Genomic DNA, 21,232 nt, shown 5'->3' with positions numbered 1-21,232 from the left:
CCAGGCATGACCACGGCGGCGCTGCGGCGCCGCTTTTTTTCCCTTTGGTAAGGTGCGGCTGCCGTTTGCAATTCTCCATAGAATGAAAACTCACTCACGGAGGAACCATGAACAAAGCTCTTCAATTGGGCGGCGCCGCGCTGGCGCTGCTGGCCGCCGGCCTGGTTCACGCGCAATCGTTGTCCAAGGGCGATCAGCAAATCCTGATCGATCTGGCGGAAGCCAATATTGCGGAGGTGGCCACGGCGACGATGGCCTTGCAGAAGTCGCACACGCGGGAAGTCACCATCTTTGCCCAGCAGATGAGGGAGGAACATACCCAAGGCTTGCAGGACGTGACCAAGGTGGCCACCGCCAAGGGTGTCAAATTGCCGACCGAGCCCAATGCTGCGCACAAAAAGGCCGCAGATACACTACAGAAACTGTCGGGCGCTGCGTTCGACAAGGCTTACCTCGCCAATGCTGGCGTCAAGGATCACAATGAGGCGCACGCCAAAGTCAGCAATGCCAGGAAAACCGCCCAGGATGCCGACGTCAAGGCGCTGGCGTCCAAGCTGGAACCCGTTATCGCCGAGCATTTGAAAACCGCTAAAGAGTTGAACTCCAGCAAACGTTGATCGTGTTGCTTCCACCAAAATAGTTTCCTTGCGGTACTGAAAGTGCTGTGTTATCAGGCACTTAGCGGGTGACCTCGGGGCACCGTGCAAACTGTGGAATAATGCGGTAACAGCGCAACGGCGCGCTGTCGCAACACAGTAGAGGAAAGTCAATTTGGTGGACATGTTTGCGCTCGACGACGAGCTGTCGCGCTGGGATGCGGCATTGCCTTTAGTGCAAGGTTCGGAACGGTTGAAGCTGTTGATGGCGCTCGCCTGGCATTTGCGCCAGCGCGATCCAGCACGTGCGCAGCAATTGTCCGCCGAGCTGGTCCCATTGCTGTCCTTGCTGGCGCCCGACGCTGTCATGGTGCAGCGCGCGCGTCTCCATCTGATCTCCGCCGAGCCGGCCTGGCTGCGCGGCGAACTCGACATGGCCCACTACCACGCAGAACAGGCCCTGCTGTTGTGCGAACAGGCGGCCGACACCTTGCCCGCCTCGGCCGCCGCCTGCCGTGCCGACGCCTGCTGGATCATGGCGTGGGCTTGCAATGATCGCGGTCTCAGCGTTGAGGGCGACAACTGGCTGCGTCAGGCCGCTGCTGCCGCCCGCGTGGCGGCCGATCCGGTGCGCATCGATATCATCGACGCCGCCTCCGGCATTTGCGACGCCTTTGGCGATGGCCGCGCCGCCCAGCAGCGCTGGAACGGCCGTTTCAGCAACGACCTCGACCGCCTGCCGCCGATCGCCGCCGGCTGGGTCAGCGACTTCTTCGGCACCTGCGCCTTCCAGCGCAGTGAATACGGGCGCGCCATCGGCCACCTGATGCTGAGCTTTGAAACCGCGCTGGCCACTGGCCAGATCCGCCGCGCCATCATCGTCGCCACCAATATCGGCAACGGCTTCACCAGCCTGAATGCGCACGAAGCGGCGCTGGACTGGATGCAGCGCGGCCTTGACCTGGCGCGTCCGAGCGGCTGGCCGCTGAGCATCGGCATGTGCCTGATGCAGACCGCTGAAACACTGCGCCAGCTGGGCCAGCGCGAAGCGGCGCAAAGCCTGTTGCGCGAGGCGCTGACCACGCTGGCGCCGTTGTCCGGCTCGCGCGCCTATGCCGTGGCGCTGGAGTACCAGGGCGACCTGGCGCTGGACCTGGGCAACCATGCGGCGGCGCTGGACAGCTTCACCCGCCTGGCGGTGCGCGGCGACGCACTGCGGCAGAACGATTTCCAGAGCAGCGCGCGGCGCGGCCAGGCGCACGCGCTGTCGCACCTGGCGCGCGCCGACGATGCGCTGACCGCCGCCCAGGCCGCGCTGGCGCTGGCGCGCGAACATGGCGATGCGTCCAGCCAGATCGCCGCGCTGAATGTACTGGCCGATATCCACGCCCGCCACGACTTGCCCGTCCCCGAGCTGATGGTGGCGCCCAACGCCGTGCTGCACTATCTGCAGCTGGCGCTGGAAATCGCTGCCACCATTGATGGCTATACCGTGCCTGGCACGCTGCTGGATGCGGCGGCGCGCGAGTATGCGGCCATTGGCGATTACGAGCGTGCGTACAACATCGCGCTGCGCGCCAACACCGCGCGCGACCAGACACACAGCAAGGAAGCCACCAACCGCGCCATCGCCATGCAGGTGCAGTACCAGACCGAGCGCGCACAGACCGAGGGCGAGCACCATCGCCAGCTGGCGGCCGCTGAAGCGCAGCGCGCCGAAGTGCTGCAACAGACCAGCGCCACGCTTGAACACCTGAGCGCCATCGGCCAGGAAATCACCGCGCATCTGGATGTGGCGGCGGTGTTCCGCGCGCTGGACCGTCACGTGCACGGCCTGCTGGATGCCACGCACTTTTCGATCTTCCTGTTGCAGCCGGACGGCGAATCGCTGGTGTGCGAATTCGGCATCGAGGCCGGCAAGCCTTTGCCGCGCGTGCGCATCGACGCTGCCGATCCAAATGCGAATACGGCGCGCTGCCTGCGCGAGCGGCGCGAGATCCTGGTCGAGCTGGACGAGGAGGGCACGACGCCGAACCTGATTCCCGGCACGCTGCCGACACTGAGCCTGCTGTTTGCGCCGCTGCGCGTCGGCGAGCGCGTGCTGGGCGTGATGACGGTGCAGTCGCTGCTGGCGCATTCCTACGGTGAGCGTGAGCGGCTGATCTTCCGCACCTTGTGCGCGTATGGCGGCATCGCGCTGGACAACGCCAGCGCCTATCGCCAGGTGGCGGCGACACAGGAGCAGCTGCTGGAGAAAAATCTGGAGCTGGAGCAGGCCTACAGGGCGCTGGAAGAGGTCAGCCTGACCGACCAGCTGACCGGCTTGCGCAACCGCCGCTTCTTCCTGCAGAACGTCGATGCCGACGTGGCGATGAGCTTGCGCGGCTACGATGCCGGCCTGCATCGCGAGTTGAACGAGCGTGACCTGTTGGCCGCCAAGGACCTGGTGTTCTTCATGGTGGATCTGGATCACTTCAAGGAAGTCAACGACCGTTATGGTCATGCGGCCGGCGATTCGATCCTGGTGCAGATGCAGGAGCGCCTGCGCGAGGTGTTCCGCGAGTCTGACTATGTGATCCGCTGGGGCGGCGAGGAATTCCTGGTGCTGGCGCGCGCCACGCATCGCGATGAGGCGCCGGGCGTGGCGGAGCGCATGCGCCGCGCGGTGGCGGAACGCGATTTCGAATTGCCGGATGGCGTGCGGCTGTCGAAGACCTGCTCGATCGGCTTTGCCTGCTTCCCCTTCCTGCCGGAGCAGCCGCGCCTGTTGTCGTGGTCGCAGGTGGTGGAGTTGGCCGACCAGGGCCTGTACATCGCCAAGCGTTCGGGGCGCAATGGCTGGGCGGCGCTATACAGCACCGAGGCGACGCGTGCCGACGGTGTGTTCGCGCGCGTGATGCAGCAGCTGGATCACGCGGTGGCCGATGGCGAGGTGCGGCTGGTGTCCAACCTGACCGGTCCGCTGGTGCTGGCCGGCGAGCGTCGCCGCATCGGTTTGTCGAGCGACCTGGAAACGAATTAATCATGGATAAACAACGCTGTAGCTGGGCCAATCCGGCCAATCCCCTGTATCTGGAATATCACGACACGGAGTGGGGCGTGCCTTGTCACGACGAGCGCCGCCTGTTCGAGATGCTGAATCTGGAAGGCGCGCAGGCGGGCCTGAGCTGGGAGACTATTCTCAACAAGCGGGAGAATTATCGCCAGGCTTTTGATCACTGGGATGCCAGGAAGATCGCAAAGTATGGTCCGGACAAGGTGGCGGAGCTGCTGGCCAATGCCGGCATCGTGCGCAACCGGCTGAAGGTGGCGGCGGCGATCACCAACGCGCAGGCCTACCTGCGGCTGCTGGAGAGCGGCAGCAGCCTGGATAAACTGTTGTGGTCTTACGTCGGCGGCAAGCCGCTGGTGAGTGGCAAGGGGCCGCGTCCGGCCAAGACCGAGCTGTCAGACCGCATCTCCAAGGATCTGGCGAAGCTGGGCTTCAAATTTGTTGGCTCGACGATTATCTATGCCTACATGCAGGGTATCGGCATGGTGGATGACCATGCGCCGGATTGCTTTTGCCGAAAGGCGCGCAAGTGACCATGCGTGTGGTGCTCGACACGGAGTTCAGTGAAGAGCGGTTTGCGGCGGCGCGTGCGCAAGGTGGCCGGCTGCATTACATCGCGGCGGCGACCGCGCTGCCTGTGGCGGACACGCTTGTCGACGCCAGCCTGCGCGCCGCCTGGCCGTTGAATGTTCCCGGCTTCCATCGCGTGATCCTCGATGATGCGGTGACGCTGGACCTGCTGGTTGGCGCGCTGGATGCCGTGCTGCCGCAGCTCAGCGCCCGCGTTGACGCATTCCACCTGCACACCGCCGTTACGCCGCCGCTGGCGCGCACGCTGGCCAGGCTGGCCGTGCAAGGCGCGACGCTGCATGCACGCGCGCCCGACGAAGCGCTGGTGTGGGCGCTGACCGCAGCAGGCTTCGCATGCCGGCTCGGTAGCGCCGCCGGTTCTGTGCTGGCAGAGGACTTCGCGCCCGACATCATTGCCGTCTACCGCAGCCGCAAGCCGCAAGTGGCGCCGCCCGAGCCGGTGCGGCGCGCGGTGATAATTGGTGCCGGCGTGGCCGGCTCCTCTGCTGCGCATCGCCTGTGTGCGCGCGGCTGGCAGGTGACGCTGATCGAGCGCCACGCGCAACCGGCGCAGGAAGCATCCGGCAACCTGGCCGGCATCTTCATGCCGCTGCTGTCGAAAGACGACAACATTCCCACACGCCTGAGTCGCGCCGCCTACCTGTTCGCCTTGCGCGAATGGCGACGCATGGGCGGTGCCGGCAAAGTGTTCATGGGCGACGACTGCGGCGTTCTGCAACTGGCGCGTGACGCGAAGCACGCCAAAATACAGCAGGACGTGCTGGCGCAATGGGCTTACCCGCAGGAGTACGCACGCTGGGCCGACGCGCAGGAAGCCAGCGCCCTGATCGGCGCAGCGACGCCACATGGCGGCTGGCTGTTCGCGCAAGGCGGCTGGGCGCGTCCGTCGTCGCTGTGCGAAGCGATGCTGGCCGCTTGCGGCGAGCGTTTGCAGCGCCTGTTCTGCAACGAAGCGCAGGAATTGCAGCGCGTGGGCGACGAGTGGCAGGTGCACGGCCCGGACGGCGCCATCCTCGCTGCCGCGCCGACCGTCATCCTCGCCAGCGGCGCCAGCGCCGGCAACATCGCGCAGGCCGCCGAGCTACCGCTATCCAGGCTGCGCGGCCAGGTCACGCACCTGCCGGTCGACCCGGCCGCACCTGCCGCCGCAGTACCTGCCACACCTGCCGCCGAGGTGCTGCCGGCAACCATAGCACCAGCCGTGAGCGTGCCGCGTGCGTCGCCTGCTCCACGTCCGCCTGTACTGCCGCTGGTAGTCTGCCGCGAAGCGTATGTGACGCCGCCGTCGGGCGGCATCGTCTGCGCAGGCGCCACCTACGACAACGACGACGATCCCGCGCTGCGCGCCAGCAGCCAGCTGGAAAACCTCACCCGTTTGGCCGAAATCATCCCCGGCGAGGAAGTCGCCGCGCTGGCGCACAGCGCGCCGCTGGCCGGCCGCGTAGGCTTCCGCTGCGCCGCGCCAGACCGCCTGCCGCTGGCCGGCGCCTTGCCCGACTATCTGAACTCAGGCCGCATTGAATTCCTGCCCGAAGTGCCGCGCCACGCCGGCCTGCATTGCCTGCTGGGCTACGCCTCGCGCGGTCTGATTTGGGCCCCGCTGATGGCAGAACTGCTGGTCTCCCAACTGGAACACACGCCGCCGCCACTGGAAGCCGCGCTGGTGGATGCCCTCGATCCTGGCCGCTTCCTGCTCAAGCAACGCCGCCGCGAACAATAGCTCTGGTATCTGATCACCTTTCAATTTTTTGAGACGGGATCGCATTCAGAATCCAGCATTCCTGATGCACATACATGATTTCCAGGTGCTTCCTGTACAGAGTGGCTGCCGCCTCAAGATTCGCAAGCGTTGTTAAGGAGGGTTGTTGTTCATGTGCCGCCTTCGCGGATTCCCATCTCTGCTGCAATTGGTGCGTCCTGGGGAACGCCTCTGCTTTTAAGCCCTTGTTCACCATATTCGAAATTGCGCCTGCAAATTTGTATGAATCAATGATGGTATGTTTTCCATCTCCATCGATGTCCATCGGTGTAAGAAACCATTTGAATGCGAATAATAAGAAAAGATTGGCCGGCCAGCTTTGGGGACCGGTAATCAGCATTTCGGATGTTGAGTGACTAAGGCTTTCGTGAAGATTTGTTGCACCGATAAAGATGACGTTCGGATCGTTCTCGCCGTTTGGCGCTTGCTTGCTACCTGCACCAATGTAATTAAAAATTCCCGCATAGCATTGCCCAAGGTATACGACGGCCTGTTTCAAGTCAGGTGAGGATTTTATGCAGTCCAGCAGTCGATAAGGGGTAATCGGGGGCGCCGAATCAAGTCCCGCAAGGCCGCCATGCCCGGTAACGAACATAACGAGGTTCTCATGTGTGTTATTGGCTTGGTCGGTGAAGAAATCTATTGATTGTTTGACTGTCAGAGGTGACGATGAGCCACTTTTAATGAAGTTCTCGATTGAGATGCGATCCGCACCATCAATGTAGATATAGATGCTGGCCATGTTTACTCCTGCCCGCTCCAGGCACATGACACCGAACGCCAAGTCTTGAATGTGACGCACTTCAGCATCTGTCTGCGCAGGCAGAAATAATACCCATCGCGTGTGGCCTTTAATCAGGCTCATCACTTTATCTCGGACGTATATTGCTCAAAGAAACGGGCTTGCTAACGTCGGAGAAGTAAAACAGCTCATCGATTTCGAGCCTGTCGAATCCATCATCGACCTCGTGTAACACTCCGCCCCTATCGCTTAACTTAAAGACGCTAGTAGGGGTTTTGAGGAAAAATGCTGCTTCACCGGCACTGTCCTGGGATTCTGTTTTAAAAAGCAGCCACTCACCCATATTGATGCATTCCTTAACAGAGTCTGCTATCTCGGGAAGGCGGGACGAATCGATATCGTGCAGTTTCATTTCGGTTCTCCTTGGCTCGCTTGGCGGATGGTGATCCGAATCTATCTGGGAACAGTCATTGTGACACAAACCCAAATCATAGTGCTTTTTCTGTTAGCCCATGCTGACAAGCTATAATGCGTGCCTGAACACCGCCGTCCATGGAGAAACTTGCAAATGGATGAACAAGAAGCGCAGCCGAATGAAGGCTCACCGGAACTGTTCATGTTCCTCGCGTCCACCGTGCATGATATGAAAAACTCGATCAGCGTCGTCAGCGGCACGCTGGAGAACCTGTTGTCTGCCCACCCATCCAACGCCGCACCCGAATACGGGCAGATGGCGCAGATGCTGTATCAGACAAAGCGCCTCAACGACAACCTGATCCAGCTGCTGGCGCTGTACAAGGATGTCGGCAAGCCGGGCTATCCGTTCGATCCGGCACCGCGCAGCATGCGCGAACTGGTGGAGCTGGTGGCGGGGCAGGCGCACGTGCTGCTGCAATCGGGTGGCATCGCGTTTGAAACCGACTATCCGCCGGACGGCATCTGGACGCTGGACGAAGACCTGGTCATCGGTGTGCTGGTCCACGCCATCAACAACGCTGTGCGCTATACGCGCGACCGCATCCGCCTGTCGATCGCCGTCGATGGCGACTATCTTGAACTGCGGGTCGAAGACAACGGCAGCGGCTTCCCTGATGCCATGCTGGAAAGCGGCGCCAGCCCCAAGGCCGCGATCAACTTCCTCAACAACAGCAGCGGCCTCGGACTGTACTTCTCCAGCGAAGTCGCGCGGATGCACAAGCACCGTCAGCGCAGCGGCAGCATCGCGCTGGAAAACGGCGGCACGCTGGGTGGCGGCTGCTTCGTGCTGCGCCTGCCGTAACGGGGAGACGTGATGACTTCCACGAATCCTGCCGAAAGCGGCATCGACTGGGGCGAGAAGCGCTACCTGATCATCGACGATTTTGTCGGCATCCGCCAGCTGCTGCGCGAGTCGCTGCGCAATCTGGGCGCCAAGCATATCGACCAGGCGTCCAGCGGCGGTGAAGCGATGGTGCTGCTGTCGAAAGTCCGTTACGACGTGGTGCTGTGCGATTACAACCTGGGTGATGGCAAGAACGGCCAGCAGGTGCTGGAGGAAGCGCGCATTCGCAACCTGATGCTGCCGTCCGGCGTGTGGCTGATGGTCTCCGCTGAAAAGAGCGTGGAGTCGGTGATGGGCGCCGCCGAGCATCAGCCGGACGCCTACATCATCAAGCCGATCACCGAAGGCGTGCTGCTGACACGGCTGAACCGCGTGTGGGTCAAGAAGCAGATCTTCCACGACATCGACCACGCCTTTGCCGACAAGGATTACCTGCGCGCCGCCAAGCTGTGCGAAGAGCAGGTGGCGCACAATCCGCTGCACGCTATCGACCTGCTGCGCTTGAAAGCCACGCTGCTGCTCAAAGCCGGCGAGGTGGAGCAGGCCGGCGCGGTGTATGAACAGGTGCTGCGGGAGCGCGAATACAACTGGGCCCGCTGCGGCCTGGGCAAGATCCGCCTGGCGAATGGCGAGCTGGAAGAGGCGCGCATGATGTTTCAGTCGGTGATCACCGATAACCGCTTCTACATCGACGCCTTCGACCAGTTGGCGCAGTCATTCCTGTTGCAGGGCAAGACCGAGGAAGCCTTCGACGTGCTGCAAAAAGCCGCCAAGCTGTCGCCGAATTCGGTGCCACGCCAGCGCGCGCTGGGTCAGACTGCGCTGAAGCTGGAGAATATCCCGGTGGCGGAAAAGGCCTTCCGCAAGTGCATCGAGATCGGCGAATTCTCGGTGCGAAAAACCGTGGATGCCTATCTGGGCCTGGCGCGCGTGTGCGGCCAGAAGAACGACACCAAGGAAGCCATCCGCCTGCTCAACGCGGCGGTCCACCAGTTCGGCGGCGACCAGGTGACGCTGCGCGCCAAGATCACTGAGGGCCTGGTGTATCACGAGAGTGGTGACTACCGGCGCGCACGCAAGTCTGGCGACGAGCTGGAAGCCATGCTGGCCGACGGCAACCGCCAGCGTCCCGATACCGAAAGCTGCCTGGATATGGCAACGCTGCTGTTTGCGGTCGGTGTCAAGGACGCGCCGGTCAATCTGCTGTGCTACGTTACGCGCAATAACCACGACAACGCACCGCTGCTGGATGATGTGCAGAAGATCTTCGACAAGGCGCGCATGACGGACGAAGGCGTGGAGCTGATCAAGAACGCCCGCCTGGAAGCGGCGGAGATGATGAACCGGGGCGTGCTGCTGTGGAAGACCGGCAAGCTCACCGAGGCCATCGAATGGATGCGCACCGCGCGCCGCGCGCTGCCGCACAATATGCGCATACTGTTCAACTCCGCACAGATCCTGATCTCCGAGCTACAGCAGAATGGCTATCAACGTGGTATTGCCGATGAGGCGATCGGAGTGTTGATGCATGTCGACGCCATCGCGCCGGGACAGCAGCGCTTTGCACAGCTGATGGAACAACTGGCGATGCTGGCGCCGGTGGCGGGCGTGGTGGCCGCCGCAGCGGCTAGCGAGTATGAAGCAGCGAATGGCCCGGTGCCGGAAAGCACGCGGTTTACAAGTAACTGATCTGACGGCGCCACGCAACAACGCGCTTGTTTCGACTACCTCAAATGATTACACTGAATTCGGCGCAGCCCTGCCTGCGCTTGATTCGCTGTCAATATTGAGGGCAAATTAAAGGGCAATAAAAATATGCGCGATCTCGCAAAAGAAGTGTACAAAAAAATGAAGGTGGGCAGTGTGGCGTGGATACGTCCGATCACTGCCAAAGGCGATACCCTGGATAGTTTCCAGTCAGCGCACGACAGCGCCCTCCAGCTTGAACAAGAGGGCCTGATCGATATCGAGAAAGTGCAGCGCCAGGCCGATGGCCTGGTTGACGCCATCCGCATCCAGCGGCTGGCGTAGTTCCCGTTATGGTTTGTCGGCTGGCGGCTTCGGCGCCGCCGGCTTGGCTGCGGCTTTTTTCGCGGCGGGTTTTTTGGCCGCCGGTTTTTTCACTGACGGCTGCGCTGTTGCAGCTGGCCCGGCTTCTGCTGGCTTGGCCGGTGTACCGGCGGCTGCGGCCGCGAACTTGACCGCAGCGTCGGTCATCATCGATTCTGATGCCATCGCGGTCGATACGGCTTGCTTGAATTGTTCCTGCAGCAGGTTCCACCAGACGTTGGGCTGGCCGGCGGCTGCTTCCTGCTGCGGCTCATCCGGCCTGGCTTCGGGTGCCGGTGTGGCGCTAGGGGCAGGCGTAGGCGTTGGCGCGCTGGCGCGTGCCGTATCGGCTTCGCGCGCGTGGTGGAAGAAGGCCGAGGCGTAGGGATTGGCGTCGAAGAAGGATTTGTCGCTGACGCCCGAGGCCAGGCTGGCGCCCACCGATTTCAGCGTGGCGATGGTGCCGCGCTGGACTTCCAGTGCCTGGATGGTCCCGCGCAGCATGCTCATGTTGAGGTTGAGCCAGGACTCGACGGCCTTCAGGTCGTTGATCTTTTTGTCCAGTTCCTCGACCGATAGCGTGGGTGCGGTCAGACCTGGCACACTCATGCTGCCCCACAGGTTCTTGACGAAGTCCAGGGTGTCGTTCATTACTCCTACGCCGGGAATATTTGGCATTTGCGGATGGGCCATGAGAAAACTCCTGTGGGATCGAACAATGAGCGTAGCAGATATTCGTTTGCCATTCAAAAGGTTTTGACAACATTTCTGCTACTGCAGCGCCGAGATTCGCGATCCCGTTTAAACTAGCGGCCATGACGATTGCTTCTTCCCTTTCCCGACACCGGCGCGTCTGGATGTTATGCGCGGCCACGCTCGCGCTGCACTATGCGGCCATCGATTGGGTGGGCGGACGCCTGGCCGCGCAGACGCATCGGCCGTCGGAGCTGCCGCCGTCGTTGATGACAGCGCAGCTCAAGCTGTCATTGCCGAAGCGGGTGGAGAGCGCGCCGGTGGAAGAGATCAAGCCGCTGGCTGAAGCGCCTCGCAAGCCGCTCGCCAGACCGAAGCCGCCGGCGCCGAGCGTGGCGGCGATGACGCCGGCGTCGATGGCGCCAGAGATGGCGCAGGAGATGGCGTCCAGCGCGGCGGTGCTGGCGGCGGCGAGTGATCTGGCCGATGTCGCCGTGGCGAGCGGCCAGCAGGCTGGCGCCGCGCAGGCGCAGACTGGCACGCCGCCGCCGGAAGTGGCGCAGGGCGAGACGCCGGCGGCAGCAACGCCGGACGCCGGCCCGCGCCAGGGCGGTCGCCGCTACAAGGTCAACCTGCCGCCATCGGCCACGTTCGAGCTGGCGGTCGACCGGGTGGACGCCGACGGCACCAAATGGACGGGGGCCGCGACGATGACGTGGCATACTGACGGTAGCCACTATCAGGCGTCGGTGGAGGCGGGAGTCAGCCTGCTGATCACGCGCATCAACCTGCTGGTGCTGCGCAGCGAAGGCACGATAGACGATGCCGGTATCGCCCCGGTCAAGGTGACGGAAAAGCGCACCCGCCGCGCCGAAACCGCGACCCATTTCAACCGCGACGCCGGCACCATCAGCTTCTCGGCGTCCGAGCGCAGCTACCCGCTGCTGCCGGGCGCGCAGGACAAGGCGACCGTGCCGTTCCAGCTGGGCGGCATCGGCCGTGCCGACATCAATCAATTCGGCAGCGACGTCGACATCCAGGTGGGTGAGGACAAGGAAGCCACCATGTTCCGCTTCCAGCTGGTGGGCGAGGAAGAAATCGACACCAAAATGGGCAAGCTGGTGACTTGGCACCTGAGCCGCCCACCGAAGCCGGGCAGTTACTCGTCGCGGCTGGACATCTGGCTGGCGCCGGGCCTGAACTGGTATCCGGTCCAGATACGTAACACGGAGGCGAGCGGCGCGTTGACCACGCAGACCGTCTCCAACATGAAGATGACAGACAAATGAAGAAAACAAGCATTCTGTACGCCACGCTGTTGCTGGCTTTTGCGGCACACGCCGCCGACACCGAACATCCAAGCACCAGGCGCCCGACCAATCCGCCGCCGTCGGCGGACCTGAGCTACAACCTGAAGGTCAAGCAAAGCGGCCTGTCGCTGAACGGCGTGGCCACCGTGCAGTGGCGCGCCGGCGACGGCAAGTACTCGATCGCCGCCGAAAGCCGCGCCGCCATCTTCGGCAAGGTGGTGGAGAACCACAGTGACGGCGCAATCGACGATTACGGCTTGGCGCCGGTGACCTTCCACGAGAAGCGCCTGCGCAAGGACCCGTACACCACCAGCTTCAAGCGCGATACCAAGACCATTGCGTTTACTGAAAGCGACACCACTTACCCGATCATCGGGGGCGAGCAGGATCGCCTGAGCGCGCAGTGGCAACTGGCCGCGATCGCGCGCGCCACGCCCGACAAATTCAAGCCGGGCAGCGAATTCAGCATGTTCGTGGCCGGCCGCCGCGATGCCGAAGCGTGGAACTTCAAGGTCATCAAAATCGAGACCATCCAGATCGGCACCGGCGAGGTCAGTGCCGTGCACCTGGTGAAGGAACCACCGGCCAAGTCGCCCGGCCAGCAGGTCGACCTGTGGCTGGCGCCATCGATGGACTGGTATCCGGTGCGTGTGCGCTTCAATGACCCGGACGGCGACTTCGTCGATCAGGTACTGGAAAAGGTCGTGAAGAAGTAGGCTCCTGCTATACTGACGCCCCCGCGATAACTAGAATTGTTTGTAAAAAATACAATAACGGGGAGCACAGAATGGCAAAGAATGATTGAACCTACAACAAGTGACGCCGCGCCGGACCAGCAGCAAGTACCCGATAGCCTGCAGGCCCACTTCCAGCCGCACATTTCCGCCGACGAGATCGAGCAGGTCTACCACCTGAAGCGCGCGCAGCCGCTGCTACAGGTGTTTACGGCGCTGTTCCACGGCGGCTTCGATGGCGTGCTGGTACGCCTGCTGGTGTTGCGCGAACTGGCCGGCGACACCTCGTCCCCGAGTTTCACCCGCGCCGACATCAACACGCGCCTGGGCTACCTGTTGCCGGAATCGCTGGAGACGGTGCTGATGCGCCTGCGCTCCAACCAGCTGCTGGCGTGGGACGCGCAGCAGGCCGTGTACCGCGTCACGCCGATGGCGCGCAACGTGCTGTCGGCGATCGACGCGCTGCTGGCGCTGGGCAAGGAAGAAGACAGCTCGGACATGGGCTTCCTGCTGTCGCAGGTGGCCGGCGCCCAGGTGATGGGCGGCGTCACCGTCGACCAACTGAACCACCTGCTGGGCCGCCTGGTCGAGCTGACCGAGGAGTTCTCGGACGCCATCGCCTCGGGTTCGGAATTTCGCCTGCGCGCCTCGCAGGCCAAGTGGCATATGGCGTGCGACTGGGTGGAGAAGGGCTCGGAGATCCTGCGCGCCATCACCACCGACGAAAACGCCGACAGCGCCACGCACAAGGCGGCGCAAGCCATCGGCCGCGCGCAATCGGCGCTGCTCAACATGCAGGGCATGTTCTCGCGCGCGCTGAACCAGATCGAGCGCCAGCGCGTGCACCTGGGCCAGTCCGGCCTGTCCACCACCGACATCAAGCGCTGGCTGCTGGAGCATGAAGACCTGGCCTCGCTGGCCACCGACGCCATCGACCAGCCGGTAGTCCCGCTGTTCATGACGCCCGCTGAAATGATAGACGTAGCAGAAACTGAATTAATGGCCGACCGTGTAAACACCAACGTATCCAATGGCCTGCCGTCCGGCGAGGACGCGCCCACCACCGTCAGCGACGGCCCTGCGATGCAGCAGGAGCTGGACGACTGGCTGGCGCGCCTGTCCGACTTCGCGGCGCTGGGCAATTTCCCGAGTATCGCCGAGGAAGCGCCGAAAGCCATCCAGGCGCACGAGTCGCTGCTGCCGGCGAGCTTCGCCGTGGCCTCATATCGCGCCTCGCTGCTGCCGCTGCTGGGTGATGCCGACGAAGCACGCCTGCAAGGCGCCACCGCCGCACTGGCGCGCCTGCCGGTGAAGTTCTCGCCGCAAGATGAAATGGTGCAGTTGCCCGACCTCGAAGTCGCGGCGATCTCCCTGGCCTCCCTCACCCTGTCTTTGAATCCGGAAGGCGACAAGTCTGATGAATGATGATGCACAAATCCTGATTGCGCGCCTGCTGTCGCACCAGACGCTGCGCCGTGACGACAAACTGGTCAAGCGTGTGCTGTCGGACGAGCAGTTCCGCACCGAAGTTGACGCACGCCTGTTGGCCGTTGGCCTCAAGCTGCTCGATAACGTCTACGCCGACCACGTGACGCTTGCCCTGCACCGCAATATCGAACCGAAGATTTTCGGCGCCAAGGACGTCTGGCAGAACAACAACTTCGGTCTGTCGCGCGATGGCGTGGCGCTGCTGGTGGTGCTGTGGGCGCAAATCATTCTGCCGAAACGCGAACGCCAGGAAACCCACCAGCACGCGGAAGACAACCAGAACGATATGTTCGGCAACGAGAAGCCGCTGCCGCGCGCGGAAGATACGTCGATCGGCATCGCCTACAAGGCGCTGCTGGCCGACTTCGGCGACAAGCTGGGCAAGAAGACGCGTCTCGACATGAACCTCGGCATCCTGTCCAAGCTGGGCTTCATCGAGCGCCGTGGCGACGTCATCGTCGAAGGCCCGCTGCTCGACCTGTTGATGGATACCGATCTGCTGAAAGAGCGCATCGTCAACGGCGCGCTGGCCGACGTGTTCAAGCGCTCGCCGCCGACCATTGTCGCCGTGCCGCGCAGCGAGCCGCCGATTGCGGTGGATGCGCCTGCCGCCAACGACGACGAAGAAGACATCCTGCCAGCCTTCGACGCGCCGCCGCCTGCTCCCATTGACGACACTCCAGCCAAGGACTAAGCCATGTTTCATATCAAATCGCTAGAACTGGTCCACTGGGATTACTGGCAACGCATCAAGAATATCCCGCTGGACGCCAAGATCATCACCATCGCCGGCCAGAACGGCTCCGGCAAGACCACCTTACTGGATGCGCTGCGCACGCTGTTCGGCCTCGATTGCTCGATGGGCCGCACGTATAAACATTATGCGCGCCACAGCGGCCAGCAGACCGCCTGGCTGCGCGCCGTGGTGGACAACAAGCCGATGGGCCGCCAGTTGTCCAACCGTCCGTTCCGCAGCTCCGGTTTCTTCAGCGACGACGAAGTCACGCTGTTCTGCCAGATCCAGAAGAACGGCGGCGACTGGAAGCGCCAGTACCTGATGCGTCCTGGTAACGTGCAGATCGAAGACATCGGTGAAGCAGGCAACGAGTGGCTCGGTGTGGAGAACTATCGCAAGCGCCTGGCGAACGCCGGCCTGTCGCCGGCCATGGCCAAAGTTCTGGCGCTGGAGCAGGGCGAAACCGACAAGCTGTGCGAATACGCGCCGCGCCAGTTGCTGGACCTGGTGTTCCAGGTGTTCGGCGACAAGGAAGTGCTGGACGCGTACGATGAAGCCAAGCGCCACCAGCGTGACACCGAGACGGAACTGAAACGCTTTGAAGCGGAACTGGAAGCTTCCAAGACCAATCTGGAAGGCCTGCGCCTGCGCGTCGCCAACTACCACCAGTGGGAAGACCTGAACAAGGAGCGCCGCAACCTGCAAGAGGAAGTGCTGCCGTCGCTGGAATATCACGAGGTGCGCGAGAAGAACGCCAACATCAGCCGCCAGCTGCGCGAAGCGCGCAAGCCGCTGATGCAGGCCGACGCGCAACTGGCCGACAAGCGCTCGATGCTGGCCGCACAGGCCAAAGCGCTGTCGGATGCGCAAGCGCATGAGACGGTGCTGGAGCAGGAATCGACCGCGCTGCAATCGCGCCTGACGCAGATCAACACCAAGCTGAAACCGCTGGAAAGTCTGTTGGAACAGAAGCTGCGCCTGGAGAAGCTGGCCTCGGATTCCGGTTCGGACCTGGCCGAAGTGGCGAAGACGCTGCAGGAAAAAGAAATCGAACTGGCGCGCCAGCGTACCGCGCGCGACGCCATCGCCTCGAAAATCGCCGGCGAGCTGTCGACCATCTCCGCCTTGCAAGGCAAGACCGCGATGCCGGAACCGGAAGCGCAGCGCGCCATGCGCAAAGTGCTGAACGACGCCGGCATCGGCCACGCCATGCTGTCGGATATCGTCGAAGTCACCGATCCGAAGTGGCAGGGCGCCGTTGAGGGCGTGCTGTCCGGCTATGCCTCGGTGGTGCTGCTGGATAAATCGTCCGACGCCGCTGCCGCCTACCGCCTGGCGGAGAAGGAGCGCTATCGCCACTTCATCGTGCCGGATCTGGTGCACGCGCCGACCATCAAGGACAACTCGCTGATGTCGGTGGTGAATTTCTCGGCCAAGGTGCCGGCGTGGCTGGTGGAACAGCTGTCGCGCATCACCAAGGTGGACAGCGTGGATCTCGGCGCCAAGCTGGGCAGCCACGAAGAGTGGATCACGCCGGAAGCCTATCACCGCGAACGTCGCGGTGGCCGCTCGCTGTTTGTGGAAGCTTCGCGCTACCGCTTCGGCTCCGCTGGCCGCTCGCAGCGGATGGAAGCGATCCAGCGTTCGCTGCCGGCGCTGGAAGCGCAGGAAGATCAGCTGACGCTGCAAGTGTCCAAGCTGGCGACGGAAATCAGCTCGCTGAAAACCCGCCTGGCCGGCGTTGACGCCGCCAAGGAACTGGGCGCGCGCGCAGAGGAATTCGATGATGCTTCGCGCAACGCCGTGCCGCTGCGCTCCGAGCGCGGCGAAGTGGGCGCGCGACTGGGTGAGCTGCAAAACCTGATCAAGACTGCCGTGGTCACGCGCACCCGCGCCGACACCACCTGGCAGAACGCCCGCTTCGCGCTGTCGGAAGCGGAAGCCGGCATGCGCCTGAATCACAAGCGCGCGCTGGAGCAGCGTGCCGACCATGCCCAAGTGCTGGCCGCGCTGCGCAAGGCGTGGCGCCACCTGCCGCAAGGCTGGCGCCGTCCCGCGCGCCGCGCCGCACTGGTCAAGGAACACCAGAATGCCCACCAGGTCAATCTGCGTATCCACAGCCTCGAAGCCAGCCTGTCGCGCAGCGACTGGGAACTGGACGCCACGGTGATCGACCAGTACCAGCGCCTCAACGACCAGCTGCATTCGCGCCAGTCGGAAACCGAGGAGCGCCGCTATCAGAACAATCGCGCCATCGAGGCCACCGGCAATGCGCGCGGCGCCTACATGGAGCGTCTGCGCTACACCATCAAGACCTACGCCGCCAACATCAAGGAGCTGGGCCAGCTGGCCGGCATCGAGGTCAGCGCCGATCCGGTGCGACTGGAGAACGACGATGTGCAACTGGCGCAAGCCGGTCTGCATGTGCGCTTCAAGTTCGACGGCAAGGGTGTGATCGGCATGAACGATGGTGAAGCGTCGGGTGGCCAGCAGGTGATGAAATCGCTGGTGCTGCTGATTGGCTTGCTGAAGTCGGAAGAAGGCTCCGGCGGCTTCGTGTTCATCGACGAACCGTTCGCCCACCTGGATATCCGCAACATCCAGCTGGTCGGCGAGTTCCTGAAGAATACCGACGCGCAGTACCTGATGACGACACCGCTGACGCACAATACCGACGTCTACGATCCTTCGGAACTGACGCTCATCACGAGCAAAAAGAAGAAGGATACGGAGTGGGCGCAGCCTATCTTCGTGCTGCAACGCCGTCAGAAAGAGGACGCGAAGGCTGCCTAATTATCGAGCAGCTGATCCAGCTGTTCCGCCAGAAGGGCCGCCTTGTCGCGGCCCTTTGCTTTTTGCACGGCTTCGACATAGGGATCGCGCAGCTGGCGCAGCTCGTCCAGCGTGGCGGCTTTTTCCACCTTGAGTTGCAAGGTGAAACCCCGCAGGCCGATGGTGCTCTTGATGGTTTTGGTGTAAAAGTCGTAAACCGCAAGCTGTTGCTGCGTCGTGCTCATGACAATACCCTCATAAATCTGCCGCATGCGGCAGATTCAAAGATAGCACTTGTCGCTTACTTGATGTCGAAAATATCAATCGGACGCGGCACCGGTTTCTGTGTGCGGCGCCATTGAATCAGCAGTGTGGCGTAGACGCCATAGAAGCCGGCCAGCAGGCCAAACAGCCAGGCGGTGAGCGGCTGGCCGAGGAAGTCCGGATCAAGCGCCAAGCCATTGTGCATGTGCAGGTAGGCCTCGAACAGGCGGTAGATCAGGCGGCTGACGAACAGCATGATGACCAGCAGGCCAAGGCGGCGTTCCTGGGTATAGAAGAAGCCTTCGGCACGGTTCTCCAGGCGGCTTTTCTTCATGCTCATCTGGCCCAGCAGGCCGCCCACCACAGCGCCCGCCAGCAACGCCGCCAGTGCGGTCCAGTTGCCGAGGGTGTTGACCGCCACGACCAGCAGCATCACCACCATCACCGCCAGCGTGGCGTAGTGGCGCCACAGCTCGGACTTGGTGCGGCCCAGCACGACCTTCAGGCGCGAATAGATGCGCCAGACTGCCAGTGGCACGAGCAACAGCAATACGATTGTGGTCATTTCCATAATGTGTCCGGATGCGAAATCTGAAAACTGTGATTGTACGGCACGGATTGACAATCAAGGCTAGCATAAGCAAACTGGACCGAAAGGACATCCATGAACAAACCTTTATCCGTGCTGCCGTTGAACCTTGGCCTGATGGCCGCCTCGCCGCAAACCGGCGCCCAGGAGGGCGGCTACCGCCTGCCTCCCGCTGCCTTGCAGGCGATTGTCGATGCTGCGCGCGCACCGGCGCTGAGCCTTAGCCCGCAGCGCGATCTCATCGCCGTGGTGCAGACGCCGGCGCTGCCCGGCATCGCCGAAGTGGCGCAGCCGGAATTGAAGCTGGCCGGCTTGCGGATCAATCCACGCACCTTTTCTTCGTCGCGTTTTTCGTTCGGCACCGATTTGTCTTTCCTCGATGTGGCGACACGCAAGGAGAGCCGCATACGCGGTCTGCCGCGCGGCTTGCGCCTGTCGGACCTGAGCTGGTCGCCGGACCAGCGCTACCTGGCGTTCTCGCATGTGGCACTGAGGGGCGAACGGGGATCGGTGGAGCTGTGGGTGGTCGATATCGCCGAGCGCAAGGCACGCAAGCTGTCGCCGCAGCCCTTGTCGGCGGTGCTGACGCGCGGTTTCAACTGGCTGCCGGACAGCAGCGGCTTGCTGGTGCATTGGCGTCCGGGCGGCATTGGCAAGGCGCCGGCGGGCAGCGGCATTCCGTCCGGGCCGATCGAGCAGGACTCCACCTCGGACGGCCATGTGCGGCAACTGCGCACCTATCAGGACCTGCTGAAAAACGAGGACGACGCACGCCTGTTCGAATACTACATCACGGTGCAGATGGCGATCGTCGACCTGCACGGCAAGACGCAGCTGGTGGGCGCGCCGGGACAATACTCGCGCACGTCGATTTCGCCGAACGGTGCATACATCCTGACGCAGAGCATTACGCGCCCATATTCCTACATCGTGCCAGTGTCCAGTTTTGGCGAGCGGGTGGAGGTGCGCGACCTGCACGGCGATGTGGTGCACACGGTGGCCAACCTGCCGCTGGAGGAGGGGCTGCCGCAGGGGAATGACGCGGTGTCCGAAGGCGTGCGCCATGTATCTTGGCGCGCCGACGCGCCGGCCAGTCTGGCGTGGGCGGAGGCGCAGGACGGCGGCGATCCGGCGCGCGAGGTGATCGATGGCATACGCGACCTGGTGATGCTGCAAGCGGCGCCATTCCGCGAACCGCCGCTGGTGCTGGCGCGGCTGACGATGCGCTATGCCGGCATCGCCTGGGGCCGCGACGACGTCGCGCTGATTAATGAGCGCTGGCACAAGACGCGCGCCTACAAGCAGTGGATGATCGAGCCTGGCCATCTTTCAACGCCGCCGGAGCTGATCCATTCCGGCTCCTACGAGGACCGTTACAACAGCCCCGGCTCGCCGGTGATGCGCGCCGACGCCAACGGCTTTCCGCGCCTGCTGATCGGCCCCGGCACGACGGTGCTGCTGGATGGAGCGGGAGCGACGCCCGAAGGCGACCGCCCGTTCATCGACCGTCTGAGCCTCACCACGCGGCAGAAGGAACGCCTGTTCCAGAGCGCTGCGCCCTATTTCGAAAACGTGGCGGCGGTGCTGAATGATGACGGCACGCTGCTGCTCACCACGCGCGAATCGCCCACCGAACGGCCGAATTATTATCTGCGTGACCTGAGCAAGCAGGAAGGCCAGCAACTGACCGCGCTGACGCACTACCCGCATCCCACGCCGCAACTGAAGGATGTGGCGAAGGAGCAGATCCGCTATCCACGCGAGGATGGCGTGGAGCTGACTGCGACGCTGATGCTGCCGCCGGCCTATGATGCGGCGCGCGATGGCCCGCTGCCGATGCTGATGTGGGCGTATCCGCAGGAGTTCAAGTCTGCCGGCGCAGCCAGCCAGACCACCGGCTCGCCGTACCGCTTCAACGCCGTCAGCTATTGGGGGCCGGCGGCTTTCCTGGCGATGGGCTATGCGGTGCTGGACAATCCGTCGTTCCCGATTGTCGGCAGCGGTGACGAGGAACCTAACGATACCTATCTGCCGCAGCTGGTGGCGTCGGCCGAAGCGGCAGTCGAGGAAGTAGTGCGGCGTGGTGTCGCCGACCGCCATCGCATCGCCATCGGCGGGCATTCGTATGGCGCTTTCATGACCGGTAATCTGCTGGCGCATACGCGCTTGTTCAAGGCCGGGATCGCGCGCAGCGGCGCCTACAATCGCACGCTGACGCCGTTCGGCTTCCAGTCGGAAGAACGCCCGTTCTGGCAGGCGCCGGCGGTGTATCAGGCGATGTCACCGTTTAATAACGCCGACAAGATCAAGGATGCGATGCTGCTGATCCACGGCGCCGAGGACAGCAACTCCGGTACTTTTCCCTTGCAGAGCGAGCGCATGTTCCAGGCCATCAAGGGCCTGGGCGGCACCGCGCGGCTGGTGATGCTGCCGAACGAATCGCACGCTTACCGCGCGCGCGAATCCATCCTGCACATGCTGTACGAGACCAATGCATGGCTGGAGAAATACGTGCGCCACGCGACGGCGTAAAATG

Annotated in this window: 18 protein-coding genes; 13 read left to right on the top strand and 5 right to left on the bottom strand. The window is 63.0% G+C overall.

The window, feature by feature from the left end; genetic code table 11:
- The first annotated feature begins 107 nt into the window (after positions 1-107).
- The 4 genes from BLS51_RS23945 (at position 108) to mnmC (ending at position 5,959) form a co-directional block, all read left to right on the top strand.
- A complete protein-coding gene (locus tag BLS51_RS23945) occupies positions 108-617 on the top strand; it encodes a DUF4142 domain-containing protein (RefSeq protein WP_090190195.1) in 510 nt (169 codons plus the stop codon).
- A 163-nt stretch (positions 618-780) separates the two neighbouring features.
- The gene (locus BLS51_RS23940; RefSeq protein WP_090190392.1) at positions 781-3,618 is read left to right on the top strand and encodes a diguanylate cyclase; all 2,838 of its coding nucleotides are present in this window, start codon (positions 781-783) and stop codon (positions 3,616-3,618) included.
- Positions 3,619-3,620: 2 nt separating this feature from the next.
- Positions 3,621-4,181 (top strand): DNA-3-methyladenine glycosylase I, encoded by a 561-nt coding sequence (locus BLS51_RS23935; protein ID WP_090190193.1) that lies wholly within the window; start codon positions 3,621-3,623, stop codon positions 4,179-4,181.
- Between the two features lie 2 nt (positions 4,182-4,183).
- Positions 4,184-5,959 carry an FAD-dependent 5-carboxymethylaminomethyl-2-thiouridine(34) oxidoreductase MnmC1 gene (gene mnmC, locus BLS51_RS23930; protein WP_175472676.1) on the top strand — a complete coding sequence of 592 codons (1,776 nt, stop codon included), beginning with the start codon at positions 4,184-4,186 and terminating at the stop codon, positions 5,957-5,959.
- Positions 5,960-5,972: 13 nt separating this feature from the next.
- On the opposite strand, the gene BLS51_RS23925 is transcribed toward mnmC, so the two are convergent.
- A complete protein-coding gene (locus BLS51_RS23925; RefSeq protein WP_090190191.1) occupies positions 5,973-6,863 on the bottom strand; it encodes a hypothetical protein in 891 nt (296 codons plus the stop codon).
- Positions 6,864-6,867: 4 nt separating this feature from the next.
- Positions 6,868-7,152 carry a hypothetical protein gene (locus BLS51_RS23920; protein WP_090190189.1) on the bottom strand — a complete coding sequence of 95 codons (285 nt, stop codon included), beginning with the start codon at positions 7,150-7,152 and terminating at the stop codon, positions 6,868-6,870.
- A gap of 156 nt (positions 7,153-7,308) precedes the next feature.
- On the opposite strand from BLS51_RS23920, the gene BLS51_RS23915 reads away from it, so the two are divergent.
- The 3 genes from BLS51_RS23915 (at position 7,309) to BLS51_RS23905 (ending at position 10,092) form a co-directional block, all read left to right on the top strand.
- Positions 7,309-8,019: a sensor histidine kinase gene (locus tag BLS51_RS23915; protein WP_090190187.1), complete on the top strand. Its 711-nt coding sequence runs from the start codon at positions 7,309-7,311 to the stop codon at positions 8,017-8,019.
- A 12-nt stretch (positions 8,020-8,031) separates the two neighbouring features.
- A complete protein-coding gene (locus tag BLS51_RS23910; RefSeq protein ID WP_090190185.1) occupies positions 8,032-9,750 on the top strand; it encodes a tetratricopeptide repeat-containing response regulator in 1,719 nt (572 codons plus the stop codon).
- 126 nt (positions 9,751-9,876) lie between these two features.
- A complete protein-coding gene (locus BLS51_RS23905; RefSeq protein ID WP_090190183.1) occupies positions 9,877-10,092 on the top strand; it encodes a hypothetical protein in 216 nt (71 codons plus the stop codon).
- A 6-nt stretch (positions 10,093-10,098) separates the two neighbouring features.
- On the opposite strand, the gene BLS51_RS23900 is transcribed toward BLS51_RS23905, so the two are convergent.
- Positions 10,099-10,761: a PhaM family polyhydroxyalkanoate granule multifunctional regulatory protein gene (locus BLS51_RS23900; protein ID WP_229207741.1), complete on the bottom strand. Its 663-nt coding sequence runs from the start codon at positions 10,759-10,761 to the stop codon at positions 10,099-10,101.
- Positions 10,762-10,967: 206 nt separating this feature from the next.
- On the opposite strand from BLS51_RS23900, the gene BLS51_RS23895 reads away from it, so the two are divergent.
- The 5 genes from BLS51_RS23895 (at position 10,968) to BLS51_RS23875 (ending at position 17,864) form a co-directional block, all read left to right on the top strand.
- Positions 10,968-12,092, top strand: a complete 1,125-nt coding sequence (locus tag BLS51_RS23895) for a DUF3108 domain-containing protein (RefSeq protein ID WP_229207740.1) — start codon at positions 10,968-10,970, stop codon at positions 12,090-12,092.
- Positions 12,089-12,829 (top strand): DUF3108 domain-containing protein, encoded by a 741-nt coding sequence (locus BLS51_RS23890; protein WP_090190177.1) that lies wholly within the window; start codon positions 12,089-12,091, stop codon positions 12,827-12,829. Before BLS51_RS23895 ends, BLS51_RS23890 begins: the two co-directional genes overlap by 4 nt.
- Positions 12,830-12,910: 81 nt before the next feature.
- Positions 12,911-14,272: a hypothetical protein gene (locus tag BLS51_RS23885; RefSeq protein ID WP_090190174.1), complete on the top strand. Its 1,362-nt coding sequence runs from the start codon at positions 12,911-12,913 to the stop codon at positions 14,270-14,272.
- On the top strand, positions 14,265-15,029 hold the full coding sequence (locus BLS51_RS23880; protein ID WP_229207739.1) for a hypothetical protein: 765 nt from the start codon (positions 14,265-14,267) through the stop codon (positions 15,027-15,029). Before BLS51_RS23885 ends, BLS51_RS23880 begins: the two co-directional genes overlap by 8 nt.
- 3 nt (positions 15,030-15,032) lie before the next feature.
- A complete protein-coding gene (locus BLS51_RS23875; protein WP_090190172.1) occupies positions 15,033-17,864 on the top strand; it encodes an ATP-binding protein in 2,832 nt (943 codons plus the stop codon).
- Here BLS51_RS23875 and BLS51_RS23870 read toward each other — a convergent pair.
- Both BLS51_RS23870 and BLS51_RS23865 read right to left on the bottom strand, forming a co-directional pair.
- Entirely contained in the window at positions 17,861-18,088 is a 228-nt protein-coding gene (locus tag BLS51_RS23870; protein WP_139168778.1) for a hypothetical protein, read from the bottom strand. The genes BLS51_RS23875 and BLS51_RS23870 overlap by 4 nt on opposite strands.
- Before the next feature lie 56 nt (positions 18,089-18,144).
- Entirely contained in the window at positions 18,145-18,672 is a 528-nt protein-coding gene (locus tag BLS51_RS23865; protein WP_229207738.1) for a CcdC protein domain-containing protein, read from the bottom strand.
- A gap of 99 nt (positions 18,673-18,771) precedes the next feature.
- Between BLS51_RS23865 and BLS51_RS23860 the strand changes: the two genes are divergently transcribed.
- Positions 18,772-21,228, top strand: coding sequence for a S9 family peptidase (locus BLS51_RS23860; protein WP_090190165.1), 2,457 nt, complete (start codon positions 18,772-18,774; stop codon positions 21,226-21,228).
- The last annotated feature ends 4 nt before the right edge of the window (positions 21,229-21,232 follow it).

Origin of the sequence: Duganella sp. OV510 (assembly GCF_900100205.1) — a bacterium.
Classification (GTDB): Bacteria; Pseudomonadota; Gammaproteobacteria; order Burkholderiales; family Burkholderiaceae_D; genus Rugamonas.
Note: the sequence above shows the minus strand (reverse complement) of the source record. Positions and strands in the feature narration are given on the sequence as shown.